The organism is Ruegeria sp. CDSA089, assembly GCF_059612205.1.
This window is the reverse complement of the sequence record NZ_JBXWQD010000004.1, coordinates 229,875-248,717: the sequence shown is the minus strand read 5'-3', so window position 1 is coordinate 248,717 and position 18,843 is coordinate 229,875. Positions and strand designations below refer to the sequence as shown.

The 18,843-nt window shown below is 56.3% G+C and carries 18 protein-coding genes and 1 pseudogene; 8 read left to right on the top strand and 11 right to left on the bottom strand.

What is annotated here, in order from left to right; all coding sequences use genetic code 11:
* The first annotated feature begins 27 nt into the window (after nucleotides 1-27).
* Nucleotides 28-1,464 (top strand): xylulokinase, encoded by a 1,437-nt coding sequence (gene xylB, locus AC2FJ6_RS12115; protein WP_170773728.1) that lies wholly within the window; start codon nucleotides 28-30, stop codon nucleotides 1,462-1,464.
* Nucleotides 1,465-1,604: 140 nt separating this feature from the next.
* On the opposite strand, the pseudogene AC2FJ6_RS12110 reads toward xylB, so the two are convergent.
* From AC2FJ6_RS12110 to AC2FJ6_RS12090, 5 genes and pseudogenes are all read right to left on the bottom strand, one after another.
* Nucleotides 1,605-2,111 (bottom strand): annotated as a pseudogene (locus AC2FJ6_RS12110) (trimethylamine methyltransferase family protein).
* A gap of 93 nt (nucleotides 2,112-2,204) precedes the next feature.
* Nucleotides 2,205-3,008 (bottom strand): SDR family NAD(P)-dependent oxidoreductase, encoded by an 804-nt coding sequence (locus tag AC2FJ6_RS12105; RefSeq protein ID WP_496669154.1) that lies wholly within the window; start codon nucleotides 3,006-3,008, stop codon nucleotides 2,205-2,207.
* 3 nt (nucleotides 3,009-3,011) lie between these two features.
* Nucleotides 3,012-3,791, bottom strand: a complete 780-nt coding sequence (locus AC2FJ6_RS12100) for an SDR family NAD(P)-dependent oxidoreductase (RefSeq protein WP_496669152.1) — start codon at nucleotides 3,789-3,791, stop codon at nucleotides 3,012-3,014.
* Nucleotides 3,788-4,849, bottom strand: a complete 1,062-nt coding sequence (locus AC2FJ6_RS12095) for an LLM class flavin-dependent oxidoreductase (protein ID WP_480505004.1) — start codon at nucleotides 4,847-4,849, stop codon at nucleotides 3,788-3,790. Before AC2FJ6_RS12095 ends, AC2FJ6_RS12100 begins: the two co-directional genes overlap by 4 nt.
* A 103-nt stretch (nucleotides 4,850-4,952) precedes the next feature.
* Complete coding sequence (locus tag AC2FJ6_RS12090) at nucleotides 4,953-5,927, bottom strand: LysR substrate-binding domain-containing protein (protein ID WP_170787007.1); 975 nt, start codon at nucleotides 5,925-5,927, stop codon at nucleotides 4,953-4,955.
* Between the two features lie 101 nt (nucleotides 5,928-6,028).
* Here AC2FJ6_RS12090 and AC2FJ6_RS12085 point away from each other — a divergent pair, with 101 nt between their 5' ends.
* Nucleotides 6,029-6,520 carry a flavin reductase family protein gene (locus AC2FJ6_RS12085; RefSeq protein ID WP_496669149.1) on the top strand — a complete coding sequence of 164 codons (492 nt, stop codon included), beginning with the start codon at nucleotides 6,029-6,031 and terminating at the stop codon, nucleotides 6,518-6,520.
* 344 nt (nucleotides 6,521-6,864) lie between these two features.
* Here AC2FJ6_RS12085 and AC2FJ6_RS12080 read toward each other — a convergent pair whose 3' ends face one another.
* Entirely contained in the window at nucleotides 6,865-7,707 is an 843-nt protein-coding gene (locus AC2FJ6_RS12080) for an SDR family NAD(P)-dependent oxidoreductase (RefSeq protein WP_170773730.1), read from the bottom strand.
* 38 nt (nucleotides 7,708-7,745) lie between these two features.
* Nucleotides 7,746-8,558 (bottom strand): SDR family oxidoreductase, encoded by an 813-nt coding sequence (locus AC2FJ6_RS12075; protein WP_170773732.1) that lies wholly within the window; start codon nucleotides 8,556-8,558, stop codon nucleotides 7,746-7,748.
* 228 nt (nucleotides 8,559-8,786) lie between these two features.
* Here AC2FJ6_RS12075 and AC2FJ6_RS12070 point away from each other — a divergent pair, with 228 nt between their 5' ends.
* From AC2FJ6_RS12070 to AC2FJ6_RS12060, 3 genes are all read left to right on the top strand, one after another.
* The gene (locus AC2FJ6_RS12070) at nucleotides 8,787-9,608 is read left to right on the top strand and encodes an AraC family transcriptional regulator (RefSeq protein WP_496669146.1); all 822 of its coding nucleotides are present in this window, start codon (nucleotides 8,787-8,789) and stop codon (nucleotides 9,606-9,608) included.
* 364 nt (nucleotides 9,609-9,972) lie between these two features.
* Nucleotides 9,973-11,889, top strand: a complete 1,917-nt coding sequence (locus AC2FJ6_RS12065; protein WP_496669144.1) for an adenylate/guanylate cyclase domain-containing protein — start codon at nucleotides 9,973-9,975, stop codon at nucleotides 11,887-11,889.
* A 226-nt stretch (nucleotides 11,890-12,115) separates the two neighbouring features.
* On the top strand, nucleotides 12,116-12,421 hold the full coding sequence (locus AC2FJ6_RS12060; protein WP_170773738.1) for a LysR substrate-binding domain-containing protein: 306 nt from the start codon (nucleotides 12,116-12,118) through the stop codon (nucleotides 12,419-12,421).
* A gap of 579 nt (nucleotides 12,422-13,000) precedes the next feature.
* On the opposite strand, the gene AC2FJ6_RS12055 is transcribed toward AC2FJ6_RS12060, so the two are convergent.
* The 4 genes from AC2FJ6_RS12055 to AC2FJ6_RS12040 all read right to left on the bottom strand — a co-directional run bounded on the left by AC2FJ6_RS12055 (nucleotide 13,001) and on the right by AC2FJ6_RS12040 (nucleotide 15,777).
* Nucleotides 13,001-14,158: an adenylate/guanylate cyclase domain-containing protein gene (locus AC2FJ6_RS12055; RefSeq protein WP_170773741.1), complete on the bottom strand. Its 1,158-nt coding sequence runs from the start codon at nucleotides 14,156-14,158 to the stop codon at nucleotides 13,001-13,003.
* A 112-nt stretch (nucleotides 14,159-14,270) separates the two neighbouring features.
* The gene (locus AC2FJ6_RS12050) at nucleotides 14,271-14,873 is read right to left on the bottom strand and encodes an NAD(P)H-dependent oxidoreductase (RefSeq protein ID WP_496669142.1); all 603 of its coding nucleotides are present in this window, start codon (nucleotides 14,871-14,873) and stop codon (nucleotides 14,271-14,273) included.
* Nucleotides 14,870-15,262, bottom strand: a complete 393-nt coding sequence (locus AC2FJ6_RS12045; protein WP_170773745.1) for a nuclear transport factor 2-like protein — start codon at nucleotides 15,260-15,262, stop codon at nucleotides 14,870-14,872. The genes AC2FJ6_RS12050 and AC2FJ6_RS12045 overlap by 4 nt, the downstream gene beginning before the upstream one ends.
* A gap of 20 nt (nucleotides 15,263-15,282) precedes the next feature.
* Entirely contained in the window at nucleotides 15,283-15,777 is a 495-nt protein-coding gene (locus AC2FJ6_RS12040) for a nuclear transport factor 2 family protein (RefSeq protein WP_214646837.1), read from the bottom strand.
* Between the two features lie 120 nt (nucleotides 15,778-15,897).
* On the opposite strand from AC2FJ6_RS12040, the gene AC2FJ6_RS12035 reads away from it, so the two are divergent.
* The 3 genes from AC2FJ6_RS12035 to AC2FJ6_RS12025 all read left to right on the top strand — a co-directional run bounded on the left by AC2FJ6_RS12035 (nucleotide 15,898) and on the right by AC2FJ6_RS12025 (nucleotide 18,800).
* Complete coding sequence (locus AC2FJ6_RS12035) at nucleotides 15,898-16,794, top strand: LysR family transcriptional regulator (protein ID WP_496669140.1); 897 nt, start codon at nucleotides 15,898-15,900, stop codon at nucleotides 16,792-16,794.
* A 51-nt stretch (nucleotides 16,795-16,845) separates the two neighbouring features.
* Entirely contained in the window at nucleotides 16,846-17,733 is an 888-nt protein-coding gene (locus AC2FJ6_RS12030) for a helix-turn-helix domain-containing protein (protein WP_496669138.1), read from the top strand.
* Between the two features lie 113 nt (nucleotides 17,734-17,846).
* Nucleotides 17,847-18,800: an alpha/beta hydrolase gene (locus AC2FJ6_RS12025; RefSeq protein WP_170773751.1), complete on the top strand. Its 954-nt coding sequence runs from the start codon at nucleotides 17,847-17,849 to the stop codon at nucleotides 18,798-18,800.
* Nucleotides 18,801-18,843: the final 43 nt, after the last annotated feature.

Sequence of the window (18,843 nt, the reverse complement as noted above, 5' to 3'; positions counted from 1 at the left end):
GGACTTTTGTGCAGGTAAGGGGTTTGAATGTATCTCGGGATCGATATCGGTACGTCAGCGGTCAAGCTTGTCTGCGCGGATTCCAGTCGAATTCTTGCAACGTCTTCGGTGAGTATAAAGACTTCCTCTCCTAAACCCGGTTGGTCAGAGCAGCACCCGGATCTTTGGTGGCAGGCGACACGCGACGCCTTAGGCCAAATTTCTGGGCAAGTTACGCTGTCGGAGGTGAAGTGCATCGGGTTGTCAGGTCAGATGCACGGGGCCGTTTTGCTGAGCCGCGATCTGCGCCCAATCCGCCCGGCAATCCTGTGGAATGACAGCAGGGCGGCGCAGGAATGCGACGAACTGCGAAAGGCCTTGCCGCAGATTGGTCAAATCGCTGGGGTCCTTCCTTTGCCGGGTTTCACCGCGCCCAAGATTACATGGCTAAAACAGCATGAGCCAAAGCACTATGCCCAACTGGCCCACATCCTGCTTCCCAAGGACTACATCGGTTTACGGCTGCATGGCGAATTGGGAACTGATACGTCCGATGCCGCCGGGACAATGTGGCTCGATCAGGCGTCGCGTGGCTGGCACGCCGGTATTGCCGAAACCACAGATGTAGCTTTGGATTGGCTGCCGCAGGTATTCGATGGTCATAGTGTGGTTGGGACTGTGACACCACAAGCGGCGACTGAGACCGGCTTGAAACCCGGGACGCCAGTCGTTGCAGGAGGTGGAGATGCAGCAACCGGGGCGGTGTCTTTGGGCGCCACCGAACCGGGCCGGGGGTTTATCTCTTTGGGGACTTCTGGACAGCTGTTTGTGGCAGATCGAAGCTACAAGCCAAACCCTGAACGCTATGTGCATGCTTTTGCGCACACACTGCCCGACCGATGGTACCAAATGGCGGCGATGCTGAACGGCGCGCGACCAATTTCCTGGATAGGTGGCCAATTGCGGCTTTCCGAAGCCGAAGTTGTCGCGCTTGCCGAAACGGTCAGCGGGGACCGTGTGCCAATTTTTCTGCCTTATCTGACGGGAGAACGCAGCCCTCACGGCGATCCGCATATCCGAGCCTGTTTCTTTGGCCTGGAGGATTCCACAACGCGCGCAGACATCTGCCGTTCCGTGGTGGAGGCGATTGCTTTCTGCTTTGCCGATGCGGCGCAGAGTTTCGGTGACACTATAGAAGAATTGCCAGAGCTCGCAGCGATAGGAGGAGGCAGCAAATCAGATCTTCTGTTGAGATTGATTGCGACTGTGACCGGAAAGCCAATTGTGCGATCGACCGGAGCTGATGCCGGTCCGGCTTATGGTGCAGCTCGGTTGGCAGCTTGTGGTGATGGGGCTTTGGATTTAGCTGATCTTGCGCTTCAGCCACCAACATCGGACAGGTTCGAGCCCGCAGATATGCCACTATTGTTCAAGCGGTTGGCGCGGTTTCGGAAGCTTTATCAGGCAGTCAGTTTGGCGGAATAGGAGCCGTGTACTGTCACCAAAAACTCGGCCAACTGCCTGCGCTGCGGTGGGCTCGTTCCGATATCATCGAACAAGAAACGCATCAATGCGCAGGTAGCTGATGTTCTCATTCCCGACGCGCAACATAGGCATCCAGTTCTTTACAAACGACGCCGTCCAAATAAGGCGCTGCGAAAAAGATCCAATGTAAAACGGTCGCTGAGATAGCGCGCAACTGGTCCGACCCGCCGCATGGGCTGAAGCGCCTCATTGAACCGGTCTACTGATGTCCCGTCCGCATGTCGCGCCATCAACTGGTTTTGTGCGTCCTTGGCGATGAACTTGCCATCGCAGATGGCCAGCCGACCCGTATCCCTGCCTCCGGAATGCAGCACCAGGTTTGGCCCCGAGACGCAAAGGTTGTAGCCGTTTCATAGCCCGATTGCGCGTCAAAAGGACTTCGGGGACACATGGTTAGAAAAGGTTCGCCAAGGCACGTCGAGTTTGCATGCAGGCTGACCGATTGCTGTCGTGATCAAAGCGACCTCGGGGATGCCTATCATTAGTGTGCTGGATTTTTTCGAGATCGAGTCGGTATATTGCCCATACATCGCAGGGGTTCCGAAGCGGTAGTGCTGAAGATAGGCGATCGCGTCAGGGTCCAGCACTTCCAGCGGTTTCAAACACGCATGCAGCTGGCGCAAGGCGTGTCTGCACTGCTTTCTGGTCCAATACCCGTGTGGCGCGCCTTGATCGTCCCTCTACACGCGGCATGAAACGCCGCCGTCGACGGTAATTTCAGTGCCGGTGATATAGGACGCATCATCACTGGCCAGAAACACGGCGGCGTTGGCCACATCCCACGGGGTGCCCACTCGGCCCAGCGGGATGCGTGCTGCGCGCTGCTTGTCCAGCGCATCCCAGTCAATTGCCTCGGGGTCTTCTGCATTCTGTTCGGTGATATCGCGCGCCATTGGTGTGTCGATAAAGCCCGGCAGAAGCGCGTTTGCGCGGATTCCATGTGGTGCCACTTCTGCTGCCAGATTGCGGGTGAAGGAAATGATCGACCCTTTGGTGGCATTATAGCCAATATAGGGCGTGCCCAGATAACGCAGCCCGGCGATCGAGGAAATGTTGGTCACAACTCCCCCCTTGCGATCCACAAAATGAGGCAGAACATGCTTTGTTGGCAGAAAGACCGCCTTCATGTTCACATGCACCAGCATGTCCCAATCCTCGACTGTGCTGTCCATGGCGCCGCCGGTTTTCAGGATTCCGACATTGTTTTGCAAAATGTCGATCTGGCCGAATTCGGACAGGCATTGAGCAATTGATGATTGAACCTGATCTTCCTGCGTGACATCGGCGGCCAGCGCAACGGCGCGGCCCCCTTCGGCACGGATCATTTTGCAGGTTTCCTCAGCCGCGGCCAGATGCAAATCCAGGGCACAGATCCGTGCGCCTTCCTGCGCGAGACGAATGGCGGTGGCTTTGCCGTTGCCCATGCCACCCTTCATGGATCCCGCACCCGTCACCAGGGCGACTTTTCCTTCCAACCGTTTCATCAGTCATCCCTCATTGGATTGCAAAAAGGCATTCATACCGCCGTCAACGGCGATCAATTGCCCGTTGATGTAAGAGGCGGCCTCGGACATCAGAAAAGCCACAGGTGCCGCGATTTCCGCTGGATCCGCCCACCGCGCTGCTGGTGTCCGGTTTTCAATTCGGCGCACGAAACCTTCGTCGCCCAGGATTTTACGGTTCATCTCGGTCAGGACATAGCCGGGTGCGATGGCGTTGGCGCAGATGCCGTCCGTACCGAAATCCGCCGCTAGCGACCGAGTCAAACCTGCGACGGCCGCTTTGGACGAGGCATAATTGCCGACCCCCGGTCGCGGATGTGTGGCGGCAATGGACGAGATCGAAACGATCCGCCCTCGCTGAGGCCCTTGATTGGCACGCATCACTCGGCCCGCTTCACGCGCCAGTACAAAGGGTGCAAAGACATGCAGATCATAGATCGAGCGGTAGTCATCAACCGTGTGGTCCAGTACGTGCCCGTGATTGGTGATCCCGGCATTGTTAATCAGACCCCAGATCGGGCCGATACCCTGCACCCAATCGGTGCAGGCGTCGAAATCGGTTAGGTCAAAAGCTGCCGTTCGGACAGTTGCTCCATCCGCGCGTAAGCCGTCTGCTGTGCCTTCGAGGGCCTCGCCGTTGATGTCTTGCAGGCACAGTGGCGCACCTTGTGCGGCGCAGGCCTGTGCCATCGCCGCACCCAATCCGCGTGCGGCTCCGGTGATCAGAATGGTTTTGCCAGCCAGCGAGAAATTCGGCCCGCTCATGAGGCGAGCGCCGCCTTATCCGCCGCAAGCGCGGTATTCACCGCAGGCATGACCTGATCGCAGAACACCTCGAGCGAGCGCAGGGTGTTGGCAAAGGGGATCGAAGCAATCTGCATGAAGACGCTTAGATGCGTGATGCCAAACTCGCGCGCTTCGGCCACGAGACGTTGCGTGATGTCTTCGGCATCGCCAATGATGGCGCGCTGCAGAACCGTGTCGATATCCGGTTCGTTGTCGAAGGGCACGATCTTGAGGTCCGCGCCCTCCATCAGCGGTTCGGCGCGGCGCATGTTGTTGGCCATGCGGGCATGGATCAGCACCTGCTCGGCTGCCGCACGGGCATCGTCTTTGTCCTGAGCGACATAGACATAGCGCTGCACCGCAAAGGGGAAATCATCCCCCGTCAGGCCGTTCTCGATGCGCGTTTCCTTGTACAACCGCCGCGCAGTGCCCACGATCGCGTTTGGTCCGATAGCCGGCGTGGTCAGCGTTTCGGCCCCGTAGTCGATCATCTTCTGGCGCATCTCTGGTGCGTTTCCGACGGCAAAGGTGCGGATACGATCCTGAACCGGAGCGATGGACAGGGCCGCGTCGCTGATCTGAATGTGGTCGCCCTGAAAGTCGATCACGCCGCCATAGACGCCCTGTTCGATGCAATCCCAGATTTCCAGCCCGCGCATCAGACGGTCGTCGATATCGAATCCGAATTTCTTAAATTCGCGGGGCTGATAGCCAGTGCCCAGACCTAGAACCAGACGGCCCTCGGTCAGTTGATCTGCTAGGCAGATATCTTCGACCAAACGCAAGGGTTCGTAGAAAGGCATCACCACCACGGCAGGGCCGACCTTGATCCGTTTGGTGTGGGCGGCCATGTTCGCGGCTGTCATCAGCGGCGAGGGCGAGATGCAATAGTTCGATAGGTGATGTTCGGCGAACCAGGCGACGTCAAAGCCTGCCTCATCCACCATTTTCGTCATGGTGCGCATCTGGTTGAACACATCCGCATGCGACGAGCCATCAACAGGCTTGGTCATCAGGTTGAACAACGAAAATTCCATGTCGTTGGGGCTCCGGTCTGGCTACATCACTTGGTCTGTGCAGTTTGTCGGAAAGCTGGCAAAGCACCAAATGTTGAATCCTTTACCAGTGGCAAAGAATTTCTTATGGAGATTGTGCCTCCTTCCGTAACCAAGTCAGAAAGGCCTGAACGCGCGGTTGTTCTACCCGCCGTTCGGGGCAGATAAAGTGGTAGGAATACGGCCCCTTGACCGGTTCGAATGGCAATTGCACCAAAGCCCCCGAGACCAGCAGATGCCGGGCAATCACATCGCGCACAACGCCAATGCCTTGACTATAGAGAATGGCGTTCACCGTGGCACTGCTGTCGCCGAAAAAGGCCCCCCGTTCGAACGCCGCAGGATCACCGCCATTTTTCTCGATCACAGCGCGCCACTCGCTGTAATTTGTGTCGTGCAGAAAGGGGCGATCCGCCAGCGCATTGATGTCCGACATGTCGCGCAACGTTTCGGCCGTTTGCGCAGAGGCCACAAGTATGTGCTTCTCGCCGAATAGGCGTTCCTCGTACCCGTCCTCGTACCCGCCTGGCCCCCAACGAATGGCGACATCTGCATCCTCTTGGCCAAAGCCTGTCTTTGCCACGGTCGACAGAGTGATCAAATCGACCGTAGGGTTGGCCGTCACAAACCGGTGCGCCCGCGCGGCAAACCATGTCGACGCAAACGAGGGCAGCAGACTAACCGTCAGCGTCGTCCGCCCGGCGTCCGGGGCCAGGTTCTGTACGCTTTCCCCCAGCGTATTTAGGATCTCGGCCACGTCTTCGGCAAATTGTTCACCTTGTTCGGTCAGCAGGATCATGTTGTTGCGGCGGCGGAAGAGTTTGACGCCTAGTCGATGCTCCAACAGCTTGACTTGCTGGCTGACAGCCGGTTGTGTCAGGTTCAGTTCCGCTGCGGCCAGCGTAAAGCTCTGCAGCCGCGCGGCGGCTTCGAATGCGATCAGGGTCTGCAACGGCGGCAGCGGGCGACGCATTCGATTGCTGTCAAAGCCAACTGGTTCCAGTTTCGACAAAGCACCGGGGCGAAGATGATCCAGTTTGTTTCGAAGGGCGCGTCGCATCACAGGCCTGCATAAGTTTTTGTTAGGCAAAGCTTAAGCAATTCGTTCTTGTATTCAAGGCGGTCGCCGCCACAGAAATGCCTGAGACCGACGGAGGCGACATGCTGGACCCTACTGAATTTACATCCGCAATGCGCAAGGCGGTGACGCCTGTGTCAATTGTCACTACCAGCGGCGAGCACGGCCCGCATGGCGCGACCGTCAGCGCAGCCTGCTCCCTGACGGCAGCACCACCTGCAGTGCTGATCTGCATCAACAAGAAAAGCCGCATTCTGGGCATGATTGAGGAACACGGGATCTTTTGCGTGAACTATGTCGCGCCTCAGCATGACGTGCTGGCGCTTGCGTTCGCCGGTGCCCCCGACCTTACGGATCAGCGTAGTTTTACCTCTGAACATTGGACGATTGACCAACGGACGAGCCTGCCGGTCCTGTCAAATGCTGCCGCAATCTTCACATGCCTGCATATTCAGACAGTCTCATTCGGCACGCACCGCATTCTGATCGGCAAGGTCGAACGCGCCGAAAGCTCTGAGACTAAACCGCTGGCGTATTGGAATGGCGATTTTCGTGAGCTGACCTATCCCAAATAGACCGGCGACCGAAGGAATTGGAGGTTATGCCTGTTCAATACTGTGCAATCCTTTGCGTTGTGGTCAACGTCCGCAGCGTTGAGGTACTCTGGCGAATGACCGAAATGGGCCGATCCTTGATCCTAAGGGGCAAAGTTATCTTGGCCATTGTTATAAACCCTTCAGGCCAGCAACGATCCCAAAGTAATTGATACTGTGGTTCGTACGAGTGTCCGACCACATCCCCCGGTTTTGTCCGATCAGATTCAAGTTTCGGTGTTGACCCTGTCAGATACACAACGGTCTTACTCGCCCCATCCACCAGCACCCTCGGTGTATTTATCACCGCATCTTGTCTAGTTTGACTATTCCGAGACCTCGTGCGTCGAAAAGGCATCCGCGTAGTCGGGATGCCAGCGTGAAAGAGCCGGGCGATTGTTGATGATATCGCCCATGGCCCATTCAACCCGTTTGCGGTCGCGTTCTTCTGACACATCGTTGTCAGGGCAGAGGATATAGAAGTCCCCGTCCGACATGCGCCTCAGCAGATAGTCAACGGCCTCTTCGCTTGTCCAGGCTGCGGCAGGTTTTTCCGGCATAAACTTTTCAATCATACCGGTATAGGTAAATCCCGGCACAAACAGATGGGCGGTGATATCCGCTTCGGCCTGCCGCAAATCATGCGCAAGCATTTCTGTCATGACCTTCACAGCAGCTTTGCTGGTATTGTAAGCGGGGTTTCCGGGTGGTGTGGTGATGCCCTGTTTTGACCCAGTGTTTATCACTACTGCCGGACGCGCCGCCTTAATCATACGCGGCAGAAAAGCATGGACACCGTTCATGACGCCAAAAAGATTGACCTCAAACAATTTGCGCCAGTTTTCCGCGTTTTCCCAGCTGCCGGACGGCACTGCGATACCGGCATTGTTCATCAGGACAGCCACCTCACCGAGCGCAAAGACCTGATCTGCCAAGGCATTCACAGCTTTGGCGTCGCTAACATCCGTCGGAACCGCCTGAACAATTGCGGACGCCCCGGCCTGATCGCGCAATTCTGCCTCAGCTCTGTCCAAGGCCTCGCCCGCCAGATCGACCAGCACAACCCCCAAGCCGTCTTGAATAAATCGTTGGGCCGCGGCCTTGCCGACACCGCTTGCGGCCCCGGTTACAACAGCCAGGCCACCTTTTTCGATTGCTTTTCGGTACATGGAGCATCCCTTTTTTCTGCGAATGACTAAAGGGTCCTTCAGGGCGCCATCTTTTGCTTGAGGCCGTCAATGAACGTCTCGTCATCCTGTTGTTTGCGCGCGTTCAGCAATTCTTCGGCATCGGGCCCTGCGCGAAAACGCAGGCGGTTTCCGGTCTCGTTGGCCGCATCCCAAATGACTTGCGCGACCGTTTCTGGTTCAGAAGGGTTCGCGGCCAGTTTGCCAAAAAGACGCCCCATGGCTTCGGCCATAGGCGCGTAATCCGACAGGTTCTCATCCATCGCGAAATCGAAAGAGCTGCCGCCGAAGTTCGTCCGTATCATGCCTGGTTGGACAATACGAACTCGGATGCCAAGGGGTTCCAATTCGTAATGCAGCGCCTCGGACAGCCCTTCTACTGCGAACTTGGTACCATGATAGAGCGCGCCAAGCGGAAATGTAATCTGTCCTCCGATGGACGAGATATTTATGACCGTGCCTGACCGGTTCTGGCGGAAATGAGGCAGAACCGCTTTGGTCACTTCCATCAACCCAAGCACGTTGGTGTCAAACTGACGTCGGATGCGATCCATCGAAAAGGCCTCTAGTGCACCGTAGGCGCCGTAACCCGCATTGTTCAACAAAACATCAATCTGGCCAAACCGTTCGATGCCATCGCGAACGGCCGTTGCAATTGAGCCCGCATCCGTCACATCCAGTTGGGTCAGATGCACGTTTTCCAAAGCCCTAAGATCGGTGCTGCCTGCAGGGTTGCGCATAGTGGCGACGACATTCCAACCATTCGCTTGGAAATGTCGGGCGGTTGCTGCGCCAATACCGGATGACGCCCCGGTGATCAGAATGGTTTTCACATTGTTGCTCCGCAAGTTTATAAGCATACAATAGTGACAAAAAAGAGGATGTATCTTTCTATATCTTCCAATTTTCTTGCCTAATTCTCCACAAGTAAGCGTTTTCAGTAATAGTCATTTTTATTCCGTGCTAGCGATGAGGGCAGACTGGAGGCATTCATGAGACCTCATACACTATTGGACTATGTTCGGGATCTGCTTGACCACGCGGGCGTCGCGCAGGGTGTCTTGACACATAAGGAAAGCGGGGCGGTTTTTCTCACCCATCCTTCGACCACTCAACATGACGCAAATGTCTACCGCCCGCTGTTGTGCGCGGTTTTACAAGGCGCCAAAGAGGTTGGGACCAGTACCAGAACGCTCTCCGTACAGGCAGGGCAGTCGCTGATCGTCAGCAACGCACTGCCGGTTGTCTCAAGGATTACCGAGGCCACACCCGAACGTCCCTACGTTGCGCTCGTGTTCCCCCTTGATCTGGATCTCGTGCGCGGTCTGGCATCCTCACTGCCTCAATCTTCTAGTAAACGCGTGTCGGATCCATTTTCGATCTGCCTAGCTGAAACCGATGATGACATGAAAAGCGCCCTGTTGCGGTATTTTCAGCAGTGCGAAACCGAAGAGACGCGTCACATGCTGTCACCGATCACGGCTAGGGAAATCCATGCCCGCCTGCTGATCGGGCAACATGGCGGCACGCTTCAAAAACTGGTGTGGCACGAAAACACGTCTAGCAGGATTCTCGCGGCGACACACGAAATCCGGTCAGATCTGGCCAATCCTCTTGTTGTCGGAGAGCTTGCCGGGCGTGTGGGTATGAGCAGTTCGGCCTTCTTCGAGCAGTTCAAGGCGGTAACGGGAACATCACCGCTACAATACCAGAAAGACCTGCGTCTGCTTCATGCCCGCAATGAGCTTCAATCTACCGGAGCAAAGATATCAGAGATTGCCTACGGGGTTGGATATGAAAGCCCGGCTCAATTCTCAAGAGAATATGCCCGCAAGTTCGGGTGCTCTCCAAGACAAGATCGGGTTTTCGAAACTGTTCAATAGCCCTGCAGGAAAAACGCAAACGCCAAGCCATGTAACGAGCCAAACTTTTCGGGCCGGTCAATTTCCGATAGCGGTCGTTTTAGTTACTGGCGAATTGGCAAGTTGTCCGCAATTCGGTCATTGGCTGATATTGCGCGCGCAGCATGCGGTTGGTTTGCTAGGCCGCGCCGCAGTATGGGGTCTATGGAGTGAAGGTCTGATTTGGACGGAAAGCTGACATTTTCTGTGTCTGCTAAGAGTAGGGGCCGTTGAGGTGAAGCGAACACTTAGTCTGAACCATGACAGCCAAATTGGTTAGACTATCAGTAGGGCATCCACTGTCGAGATTTCGCGACATCCGTTAAACTGCGAGCAGGAGGGTCCTATGCAGCGCCGACTCGCCGCGATCATGGCTGCCGATGTCGTTGGGTATTCGTCGTTGATGGGCAGCGACGAAACAGGGGTATTGTCCGCTCTCAAGACGTTGCGCATAGAGATTTTTGATCCCGCAATTGCGAGACATCACGGGCGCCTCGTCAAGTTGATGGGGGATGGTGCTCTTGTCGAATTTGCTTCGGTTGTCGATGCCGTTAACTGTGGTGTCGAGATCCAGCGGGCAATGACTGAGGCTGCTCCTGGCCTCGCCAACGGGTCGCGATTGCAACTTCGGATCGGGATAAACCTCGGTGATGTCATGATCGCTGATGGAGACCTGTATGGTGACGGGGTGAATGTTGCCTCTCGCATTGAAGGTCTGGCGGATCCAGGGGGCGTCGCAGTTTCTGAGAGTGTCGCGCAGCAAGCAATGGCAAAGGTAGATGCCGAGTTTGAGGATCTCGGCCCCAAAACCCTAAAGAATATCGCTGAACCGGTTCGGGTTTTTCGCGTCATGCTTGACGGAGCACCCGCCTCTGAACAGCGATCCAACAAACTTCCGTTGATGACCGGTGCATCGGTGTTGGTTTGTCTGGGCGTTGCAAGCTTGATTGCGTGGTGGATCAGCTTTGATCACGAGCCGTCCGATGCCATGACCTTTGATGAAGCCGCTCTGTTGTCAGAGCCAACAGGTCCGACCGTTGCGGTTCTGCCGTTTCAAAACCTTAGCAATACGGACGCCCGCGATTTGTTGGCTGTTGGCATTGGCGAAGACATCATTGTTGAGCTGGGGAGCTACCAGGACCTCAATGTACTGTCCCGCCAATCCACCCATTCTGTTGGGCCGGGCGAAAGTGACCCGAGCAGCATCCGGCAGAAATTCGGCGCGGACTATGTGCTGGAGGGTTCCGTCCGGCAGGTTGCAGATCGTCTGCGCGTGACGGCAAGACTGATAGACACAACCTCGGGGCATCAGGTCTGGTCTGGGGCGTATGATGAAAGTCTTACGACTTCAAACATTTTAGACGTTCAACTGAGCATCACCGAAAAAGTTGCCTCTGCTCTGGGTGACGCAGGCGGGGCGATCAAGCGCATTCACGCAGGTCATGCGCGTGCGAAACCTCCGGAACTTCTCTCGTCTTATGAATGTTCCTTGCTGCGCGTTGGTTTTCTGAACCGACGAGATATGCAAGAGCGCGTCCGGGGCTGTATTGTGCGGGTTGTCGAGGACGAACCCGAGTATTGGCGCGGGTGGGCGCAATTGGCCGAGGCACTGCTGACGGATGTGAAGCTTTTTACCGGGCTTTATCCAGGGGCACAGGACCAGAAAATCCAACGCGCGGAAGAGGCCGCGCGGAACGCAGTGTCGCTGAACCCTTATTCTGCGCGCGCTCATTTCCTTCTGGCGCTTGTGCTTCAGATTCAACGCGATCTTGACGGGTTCTTCTCGTCCGCCGAAACAGCACTGGCATTGGGAACCGATCGTTATCTGCAAGGGCAAATCGGCTATGAATTCATATGGTCCGGTCGTCTGGATTTGGGGGCTGCGCTTGTCGAAAATGCAATCGCGCTAGACCCAAATGCAGCAGATCCAAACTGGTATCAGGCGCTGGCCGAGTATCATTTCCTGAACGGAGATTACGAAACAGCGCTGAAGACCTATCGCAAGGGTGCACAGCCGGACGTCTGGTGGTCGGTTTCTATTGAGGTTGCAATTCTGGCTGAACTGGGTCCTCGAGACGCAGCCATTTCCGCGCGAGACAGGCTCTACAAAATTCGTCCGGGGATAAAAATTGCCGACATTGTCTGGATGTATCGGCGCTTTGCGCGCCCGGATCAACATATCCTGCCTTTTGTCGAAGCTTACAAAGCTGTGGACATGCCTGAAGGACGGTTTGCCCCGCTGCGGGAGGATAGTGCAGGCTGACCGCTACGATGCGGTCCTGCATGGAGTAGCATCAAGCCTGGCGCACCTTCTCATTCGGCCACCCCAACCCTTTGTAAGTTTGTGAGCCAGATCCATTGGCTTTCGAGGTGATTTTTTTCCGCGAATTACCTGTTGCCAACGCGCCCAACTGCCGGGCTGCGCCCAATGCATTCTCACAACGTTCCACATTAGACTCAGATGAATTCGCACCGAGGTACCCCTTGATTTGCAAAATCATCTCGCCTTTCTGGAGCAAGAAACTGGTAGTCCGTTTCGCGCGACGCTTCCGACAGATCAGTACGGAATGATCATGGCTGTCGTCCAGAGCGTGGACATGCTGACGTGTGCGCCGCGCCACTTGCTGAAGCCATACGTGACCGACGGTCGGTTAAGCATACTGGAAACGGACGATCATCGTCCCACATGGCGGGTGGCTGCAGCTTACCGGGCCGTTTCGGCACTGCTGGACATGATCGAGGACTGGTTTGATCAGCAACGACAAAAACCGATCGAAAACGGGAATTCTTGTTGAAAAATCCCAAATTCAGGGCTCAAAAAGAACCGGGCCAACTCAGCAGTGCCAGTTGTCGAAAGTGCCAAATTCAGTTTGGCAGCACTCATAGTAAGCGCCGTTTTGACAATATTTGAGACTCATGTCGATTTCGCTAAAGGCACCCAAATATTCTATTTTCCAGATGGGCGCGAAAGGTTAACTTCACCTTTCAACTGATCCTGAAGTCGCCGCTATTGGGTTAGAATTAAGTGACACGATTTCCTACTTGTTAAGGAAGCTGCAGTAGCCCAGCACCACGGACCAAGCCGCCAGCCTCCTTCTTGCGTCCGCCTTCGAGACATCTCCGACAGCCAAGATACACCATAGGTGGGCGTCGGTTATTCTCTTCTGAGTCGACGTAATAGTTCAACTTCACCTCAAACTGGCATTCGTATTGCAAACATAGTCAGAGGCGCGAGGCCGTCGTAAGCTCTTCTCTATCTTGTGTTGACCCGGGTAAAAGTTCAGAAGTTCCCACTTGTTCAGCGCAAACGAAAATTTCTTTTGATCGAGGCGATAACAGTGGTCGCGGTCACCGAAAACCTGGCTTTGAAAAAGCTATTCTCGGACCTTATACGCCTCGATTTCATTGGATAAACCGCGGATTGAGTGACAGCCGGCTGATTGCATATGGTGTGGCATATGTTCTGCGACGCTCTGCGTCACTAGTAACTTTTCATCCAAATTCTTACATAGCTCCTGAACACGACTGGCCACATTCACAGCTTGTCCGACAACTGTGAAATCCAAGCGATCCGGACTGCCGATGTTGCCCAAGGTGACGCGACCGAAATCAATGCCGACTACGAATTCTATTGGCTCTTTTCCCGTGTCGGCGGCTGTTTCGTTGTAGTTTCCCAGGATGGTCAGGGCTTGTTCTGCAGCTAGCACAGCAGATCTGCACGAGGTTTCCGCGTCGTCATCAATGTTGAAAACTGCAAGTATGCCGTCCCCCATGAACTTGAGAACGTCACCGCCCTGTTCTTGGATGGGCGACACGACCATTTCGAAATACTCACCCATCATGGCAAGCAAAGCTTCTTCGGACCAGGATGAGGCTTTGCTAGTGAAGCCACGAAGATCCGCAAATAGGATCGCGGCTGAAACTGTTCTGTGTTCTCCGCGCTTTATGTGGCCCTGATCAATCTCTTCGGCGGGACCGTGCCCCAGATAGGTTTGCAGAAGGCTTTTTTGCGAATGACGCATTGCGATGGGTTCCAAAGCAGCGGCAAGTGCGTATCGCGTGTCTTCGATGTATCGGATATGTGCGTCCGAAAACCCAGCATCTGCGTCCGAGGTGAAGCTGGTGCCCTGAACCGAACCGTTGCCGTGCTCCAGCGGGATGGCCAGAAAATCTGTGGCACCTACTTCGGCCAGCTCGGCATAGACCGGATGTTCTTCCAGAACGTCAAGATCGGTCAGGCGTTTGCGCAATGGGCGCCGCTGCGTGACGACATATTCAAACGGGCTGCCGTGCCATGCACTTGTTGCCAGAACCGTGGTCGGAACGGTGTAGCGGCGGGTTTCTTCCGGCGTCCAGATGATGCCCCACGCGCTAAGCAAAGGATTCGAGTAATTCTGGGCGATCCTTGCGCGGGCCAAGGGTACGCCAAGCGCCACCAATCCTTCGCAATACCCTTTGACAATGAGACCCTCGTCGCCCAGCAGGCGACCATCGGAAATCAACCAGTGTTTCAGGTGATCAGTCTCGGTCATCGTGGTCTCACACTCTTGTTCCGCGCTGATACTTTAGCTGTCATTGGTCACGAAAGAACCCACGCCGGCTGAAAAACTCATGCCTTTCTGCCAGACGCGGGATCCGTCGGCTTCAGCTCACCGCCGCCGCCAGCGAGGGGTCGTCTTCTAGTTGCTTGAGCAATCGGGCTTGTCTCACTCTTGGATCCAGTTCGGGATCACTCAAATAAGCCAGCATATGGGGCACATTCTCGTCAATCTGATCCTGAGTTGCCACCGCCATGTCGTGAGCCACGAACGGGCGTAGATATGTCATGCCTGCTAGGTTCGCCATCTGTTGGAACGGTTTCAGAAACTCAGCCATGGAGAAGTTGTTGTATCCACCTGCGTGATAGCTGTGCTCCGGGCCACCGGTTGAGACGAGGATCAACAGCTCGCGCCCCTTCAACCGGTCCCCGCCCGGCCCGTAAGCGAACCCATAGTTCAGCACCTGATCCATCCAAGCCTTCATCACCGGCGGTGCGGAATACCAGTAGAATGGAAATTGAAACACGATCCGGTCATGCGCCAGCAAGAGGGCCTGTTCGGCTTCTGTGTCAAAACGCATCTCGGCACCACCAATGGCGGTTAGATCTCGGGGCGTCACGTTCGAAACATCAGAAAGTGCGTCGAACCATGCGCGGTTGATGCGCGATTTGCTCAGGTCCGGATGGGCGGTCAGTACGAGGGTTTTCATGTATCAGCCTCTTGCAAGAATTTTGCGGAATAGTGAGTGATCAGCGGGCGGCCATCGGGTCGGGTTTCAAAGCGCCAGTCTTCCTGAACGCTGGCTTCAATGAGGTCGCCCGCAACGGTCGTGGCGCGAAACAGAACTTCGAACTGTGCGGCACCGGGCTTGACTACGATCTTGCTGACGTGATGCTCGGTCGGGCGCTGCAAGGTTTCCAACACGACCCGATACCAGGCCCGCACCCGGTCATGTCCGCCAAGTGCGGTGTCGATGTCAGGCGTATCCCACTCTACGTCTGGATGGAGGTCAGGCAGGAACGCGTCGATCGGATCCAGCCTGTCGAACCGGGCAAACCAGTCGGCGATGAAACCGCGGATTTCGGGGTAATCGGTCACTTGAATCACCTGTTGATAGTTCACTTAGCCAGCCGCTCAGGGACCGGAGCCAGCGAGTGCTGGGACCAGAAAAACGTGTTTGCCGCATCCTGATCGGCGGACAGGTTGGTTGCCTCGACGATCTTGCCATTCTCGATCCGGTAGACGAGCGCCCAGGTCGTATCGACATTCGGTTTGCCGTCGGCGTTCGACCAGCCGCGGTGGATATCAACCACATGGGTTTCATCCGCTCCGAAATAGATGGGTTCGGCCTGAAATCCGGCGGTGCCCAGCTGTTCGAAAAACGCCAGTACTTCATCCCGACCGGTCTTCGTTCCGGACAAGGGATGGCAGCCCGGGATGTGCCATTTTACGTTCTCGTCCATCACGGCTGCGATACCGTTCAGATCGTTGGCGCCATAGGCGGCGAAGAAGTCCTGTACGACCTTGATATTGTCTTCGGGGGATGCGGCCATGGCGATCTCTCCTGTGATCAGAGCAGCGGTGAGGGCAGCAACTTTGGTCAGAGTGTTCATCTTGTGTCCTCCTGAATACGTGGTGACACAAAGTTAATAATTTTCATTGCGCGTGATAATTGACCAAGTTGGCATTACTTTCATGTATCATATCGAATAATGAGGTAGTTCGGAGATATGATGCGCCTGCCACTTGCCACGCTTGAAATCTTTACGGCCATCGCGCGCCACGGATCGCTACGTGCTGCGGCCGAGGCGCTGGGTATCAAGCCGTCAACCGTTAGCCATCAATTGAAATCGTTGGAAGATCAGTTGGGCACCGCGCTTTTCATTCGGACAACACGCTCGATCAGCCTGACCGAGGCCGGACGCGCCCTGATCCGTGGCGCTGGGCCTGCCTTTGATCAACTCTCTGAGGCCGTCGAAAGCGCGCGCAGCACCGGTCACGCCGCGCGGGGCACGTTGAAACTGGCGATGCCCGAGTTTGCCTATCACCTCTTTGTTGGTCCGATCCTCAACAGTTTCTGCGCCGCGTATCCCGAGATCGAGTTGGAGCTGTCGCTAACGGATGCGCTGTCAGACATACTGGGCGAAGAGCTGCACGACGGTTTCCGTCTGGGGGATCGTGTGGCGCAGGATATGGTGGCAGTGCGGTTGACGCCGCCGCTTCCGGTGACCGTTGTCGGCAGTCCGGACTACTTGGCGGCACGAGGCATCCCGGACACACCACGTGATCTTCTGGGGCATACTTGTATCCGCTACCGGTTTCAATCCTCGGGCCAGATTGCGCCGTGGAGTTTTCAATCGAGCGAGGGAGGGTATGACGTCGATGTGCAGGGCAATCTGATCGCCAACGCCCTTCCAGCCTCCGTCGATCTGGCTAAGCGAGGGCTGGGCCTCGCCTATACATTCAAGGCCTATGTCGGCACCCAGATCGCTGCGGGAGAGTTACAACCGGTTCTGGACGACCACTTGGGACCCACCCCTGGCTTTTTCATGTATTTCCCACGCGAGTATAAATCCATGATGCCCCTAAGGCTGTTCATCGACCACATAAAGCGCCAGCAAAGCGTTTGACCCTGCGCGCGCAGACCCCACATATCGAATAGTGCCAGCCGGAGCCGCTCTTTGCCCCTAAGATACGCTGATATCTACCCGTCAGAACCGTTGCTGAACAGCGATGCGATGCAGCGCCCTTCGGCGGCAGGTTTGATGTCAGTGCGGTATTTTCGCGCCGAACCCGATCGGATGCCGGAAGAGGTGTTTTCGGAACACCACATCCTCCTGAACCTGCAGGAAAAGGGGCATCGCGTGCAAAACTGGCGGGACGGCACGCTGCGGGATTTCACCTTTTGCAAGGATGAGGTCATCGTGACCCCGGCAGGCATGCGGTCGGGTTGGCGGTGGTACGGGCAGTCCGACGTGATCGTGATTACTTTGCATCCGGACAAGGTTCAGCGATTTGCGCAGTCTGAACTTGGTATGCTGCTGGCCCCGGAGCAGTTTCACGACCAGCCGCAGTTTTCTGATCCTGACCTATGTGCTGCGGGCGTCATCCTGCGCGACGCGCTTGCGACCGACGATATGTCCTCGGCGGTGATGTTCGAAGCCATGAGCCGGGTTTTTCTGGTCAAACTGCTGCAGAAATACGGCAAACGCCGCGCCGAAGAGGTTGAGCTGTCCTCGCGCTTTACCTCTCAGCACTACCAACGGGTGCTGGCCTATGTGCAGGACCGTTTGGACCAAACGATCACCGTCGATCAATTGGCGTCTGAGGCGGGCATGAGCCCCTCGCATTTCGCGCGGGTGTTCAAGGAAACGCTGGGCTCGACCCCCATGCAATATGTCATGGCCTACCGGGTCGAGCAGGCGATGAAGATGATCGAAGACCCAGCGCGCCCTCTGGGCGACATCGCTTTGGCCTGCGGGTTCTCGGATCAGGCGCATTTCACGCGCAGTTTCAAACAGGTGGTGGGCCAGACCCCGCGCGCGTTCCGTGCAGCGCGGGCTCTCTGAAGCAGAATCTTTCAAAAACGCGGCAGTCCGGTGCAAGTATCCCTGCCGCCGGCGTCGTATCTCAGGTGTCATTGGGCGTATGCCCATCCAGACAGATTTTGGGAGATACCGCTATGAACACCCTTGCTATGAACACTGCTGCCGCGTTGATGGCGTCGACAGCCGCCGTTGCGCAGGTGGAAACCCGCACCGTCACCTTTGAGAACGAAGGCGCCACCATGTCCGGCACATTGTATTTGCCGGAAGAGCGCGGAACCGAGCCGCTGCCGACCGTCGTCGTGACCGGGGCTTGGACCTCGGTTCAGGAACAGATGCCCGCCAACTATGCCCGCGAGATGGCCGAACGCGGTTTTGCGGCCTTCACCTTCGATTTCCGCGGTTGGGGCAAATCGGGTGATCTGCCGAACAACGTGCGCTTTGTTGAAAGCCCCGAGGCCAAGACATCGGACATCCAAGCCGCGATTGCATTCGTCGCGACCTTGCCCGAAGTAGATGCCGACCACATCAACGGTCTGGGGATTTGTGCCTCGGCCGGGTACATGGTCGATGCAGTCTCTGGCAATCCGCTGGTTCAGCGGCTGGGTCTGGTTGCACCTTGGTTGCAGAACGCCCAGATCGTCGAGGCGGTTTATGGCGGTGCAGAAGGTGTCGCAGGGCTGATTGAAGTGTCCCATGCCGCCGAGGCCGCTGGCGGCCAGATCATTCCTGCCGCAGGGCCCGAGGGTGCCGAGGGCGTGCTGATGCCAATCGGCGGATACTACTATGAGGCCGACCGTGGCGCGATCCCCGAATACGATGACAAATGGAACAATGCGGGCTGGGAAGGTTGGCTGACCTATCACCCCGCCGACAATCCGCAGCGTTTGGATAAGCCACTGGCCATTGTGCATTCGGAAAGCGCGGCGATCCCACAGGGCGTGCAGACCTTCCTTGCCGGCTTTGCAGGCGAGGCGACCGCGCAATGGCTGGAGGATGTCACGCAGTTCGACTTCTACGACAATCCCGCGGATGTCACCCGCGCAGCGGATACCGTCGCTGACCACTTCCGCGCCGGTTCGAGCAACTAAGCCCTGTCCGGACGCCGAGCAATCGTTCGGCGTCCACCCTCAT

Excerpts from the sequence above, each read along its gene's own strand:
- xylB (WP_170773728.1), top strand. The coding sequence starts at position 28 with ATGTATCTCGGGATCGATATCGGTACGTCAGCGGTCAAGCTTGTCTGC.
- AC2FJ6_RS12105 (WP_496669154.1), bottom strand. The coding sequence starts at position 3,008 with ATGAAACGGTTGGAAGGAAAAGTCGCCCTGGTGACGGGTGCGGGATCC.
- AC2FJ6_RS12100 (WP_496669152.1), bottom strand. The coding sequence starts at position 3,791 with ATGAGCGGGCCGAATTTCTCGCTGGCTGGCAAAACCATTCTGATCACC.
- AC2FJ6_RS12095 (WP_480505004.1), bottom strand. The coding sequence starts at position 4,849 with ATGGAATTTTCGTTGTTCAACCTGATGACCAAGCCTGTTGATGGCTCG.
- AC2FJ6_RS12090 (WP_170787007.1), bottom strand. The coding sequence starts at position 5,927 with ATGCGACGCGCCCTTCGAAACAAACTGGATCATCTTCGCCCCGGTGCT.
- AC2FJ6_RS12085 (WP_496669149.1), top strand. The coding sequence starts at position 6,029 with ATGCTGGACCCTACTGAATTTACATCCGCAATGCGCAAGGCGGTGACG.
- AC2FJ6_RS12080 (WP_170773730.1), bottom strand. The coding sequence starts at position 7,707 with ATGTACCGAAAAGCAATCGAAAAAGGTGGCCTGGCTGTTGTAACCGGG.
- AC2FJ6_RS12065 (WP_496669144.1), top strand. The coding sequence starts at position 9,973 with ATGCAGCGCCGACTCGCCGCGATCATGGCTGCCGATGTCGTTGGGTAT.
- AC2FJ6_RS12055 (WP_170773741.1), bottom strand. The coding sequence starts at position 14,158 with ATGACCGAGACTGATCACCTGAAACACTGGTTGATTTCCGATGGTCGC.
- AC2FJ6_RS12050 (WP_496669142.1), bottom strand. The coding sequence starts at position 14,873 with ATGAAAACCCTCGTACTGACCGCCCATCCGGACCTGAGCAAATCGCGC.
- AC2FJ6_RS12040 (WP_214646837.1), bottom strand. The coding sequence starts at position 15,777 with ATGAACACTCTGACCAAAGTTGCTGCCCTCACCGCTGCTCTGATCACA.
- AC2FJ6_RS12035 (WP_496669140.1), top strand. The coding sequence starts at position 15,898 with ATGCGCCTGCCACTTGCCACGCTTGAAATCTTTACGGCCATCGCGCGC.
- AC2FJ6_RS12025 (WP_170773751.1), top strand. The coding sequence starts at position 17,847 with ATGAACACCCTTGCTATGAACACTGCTGCCGCGTTGATGGCGTCGACA.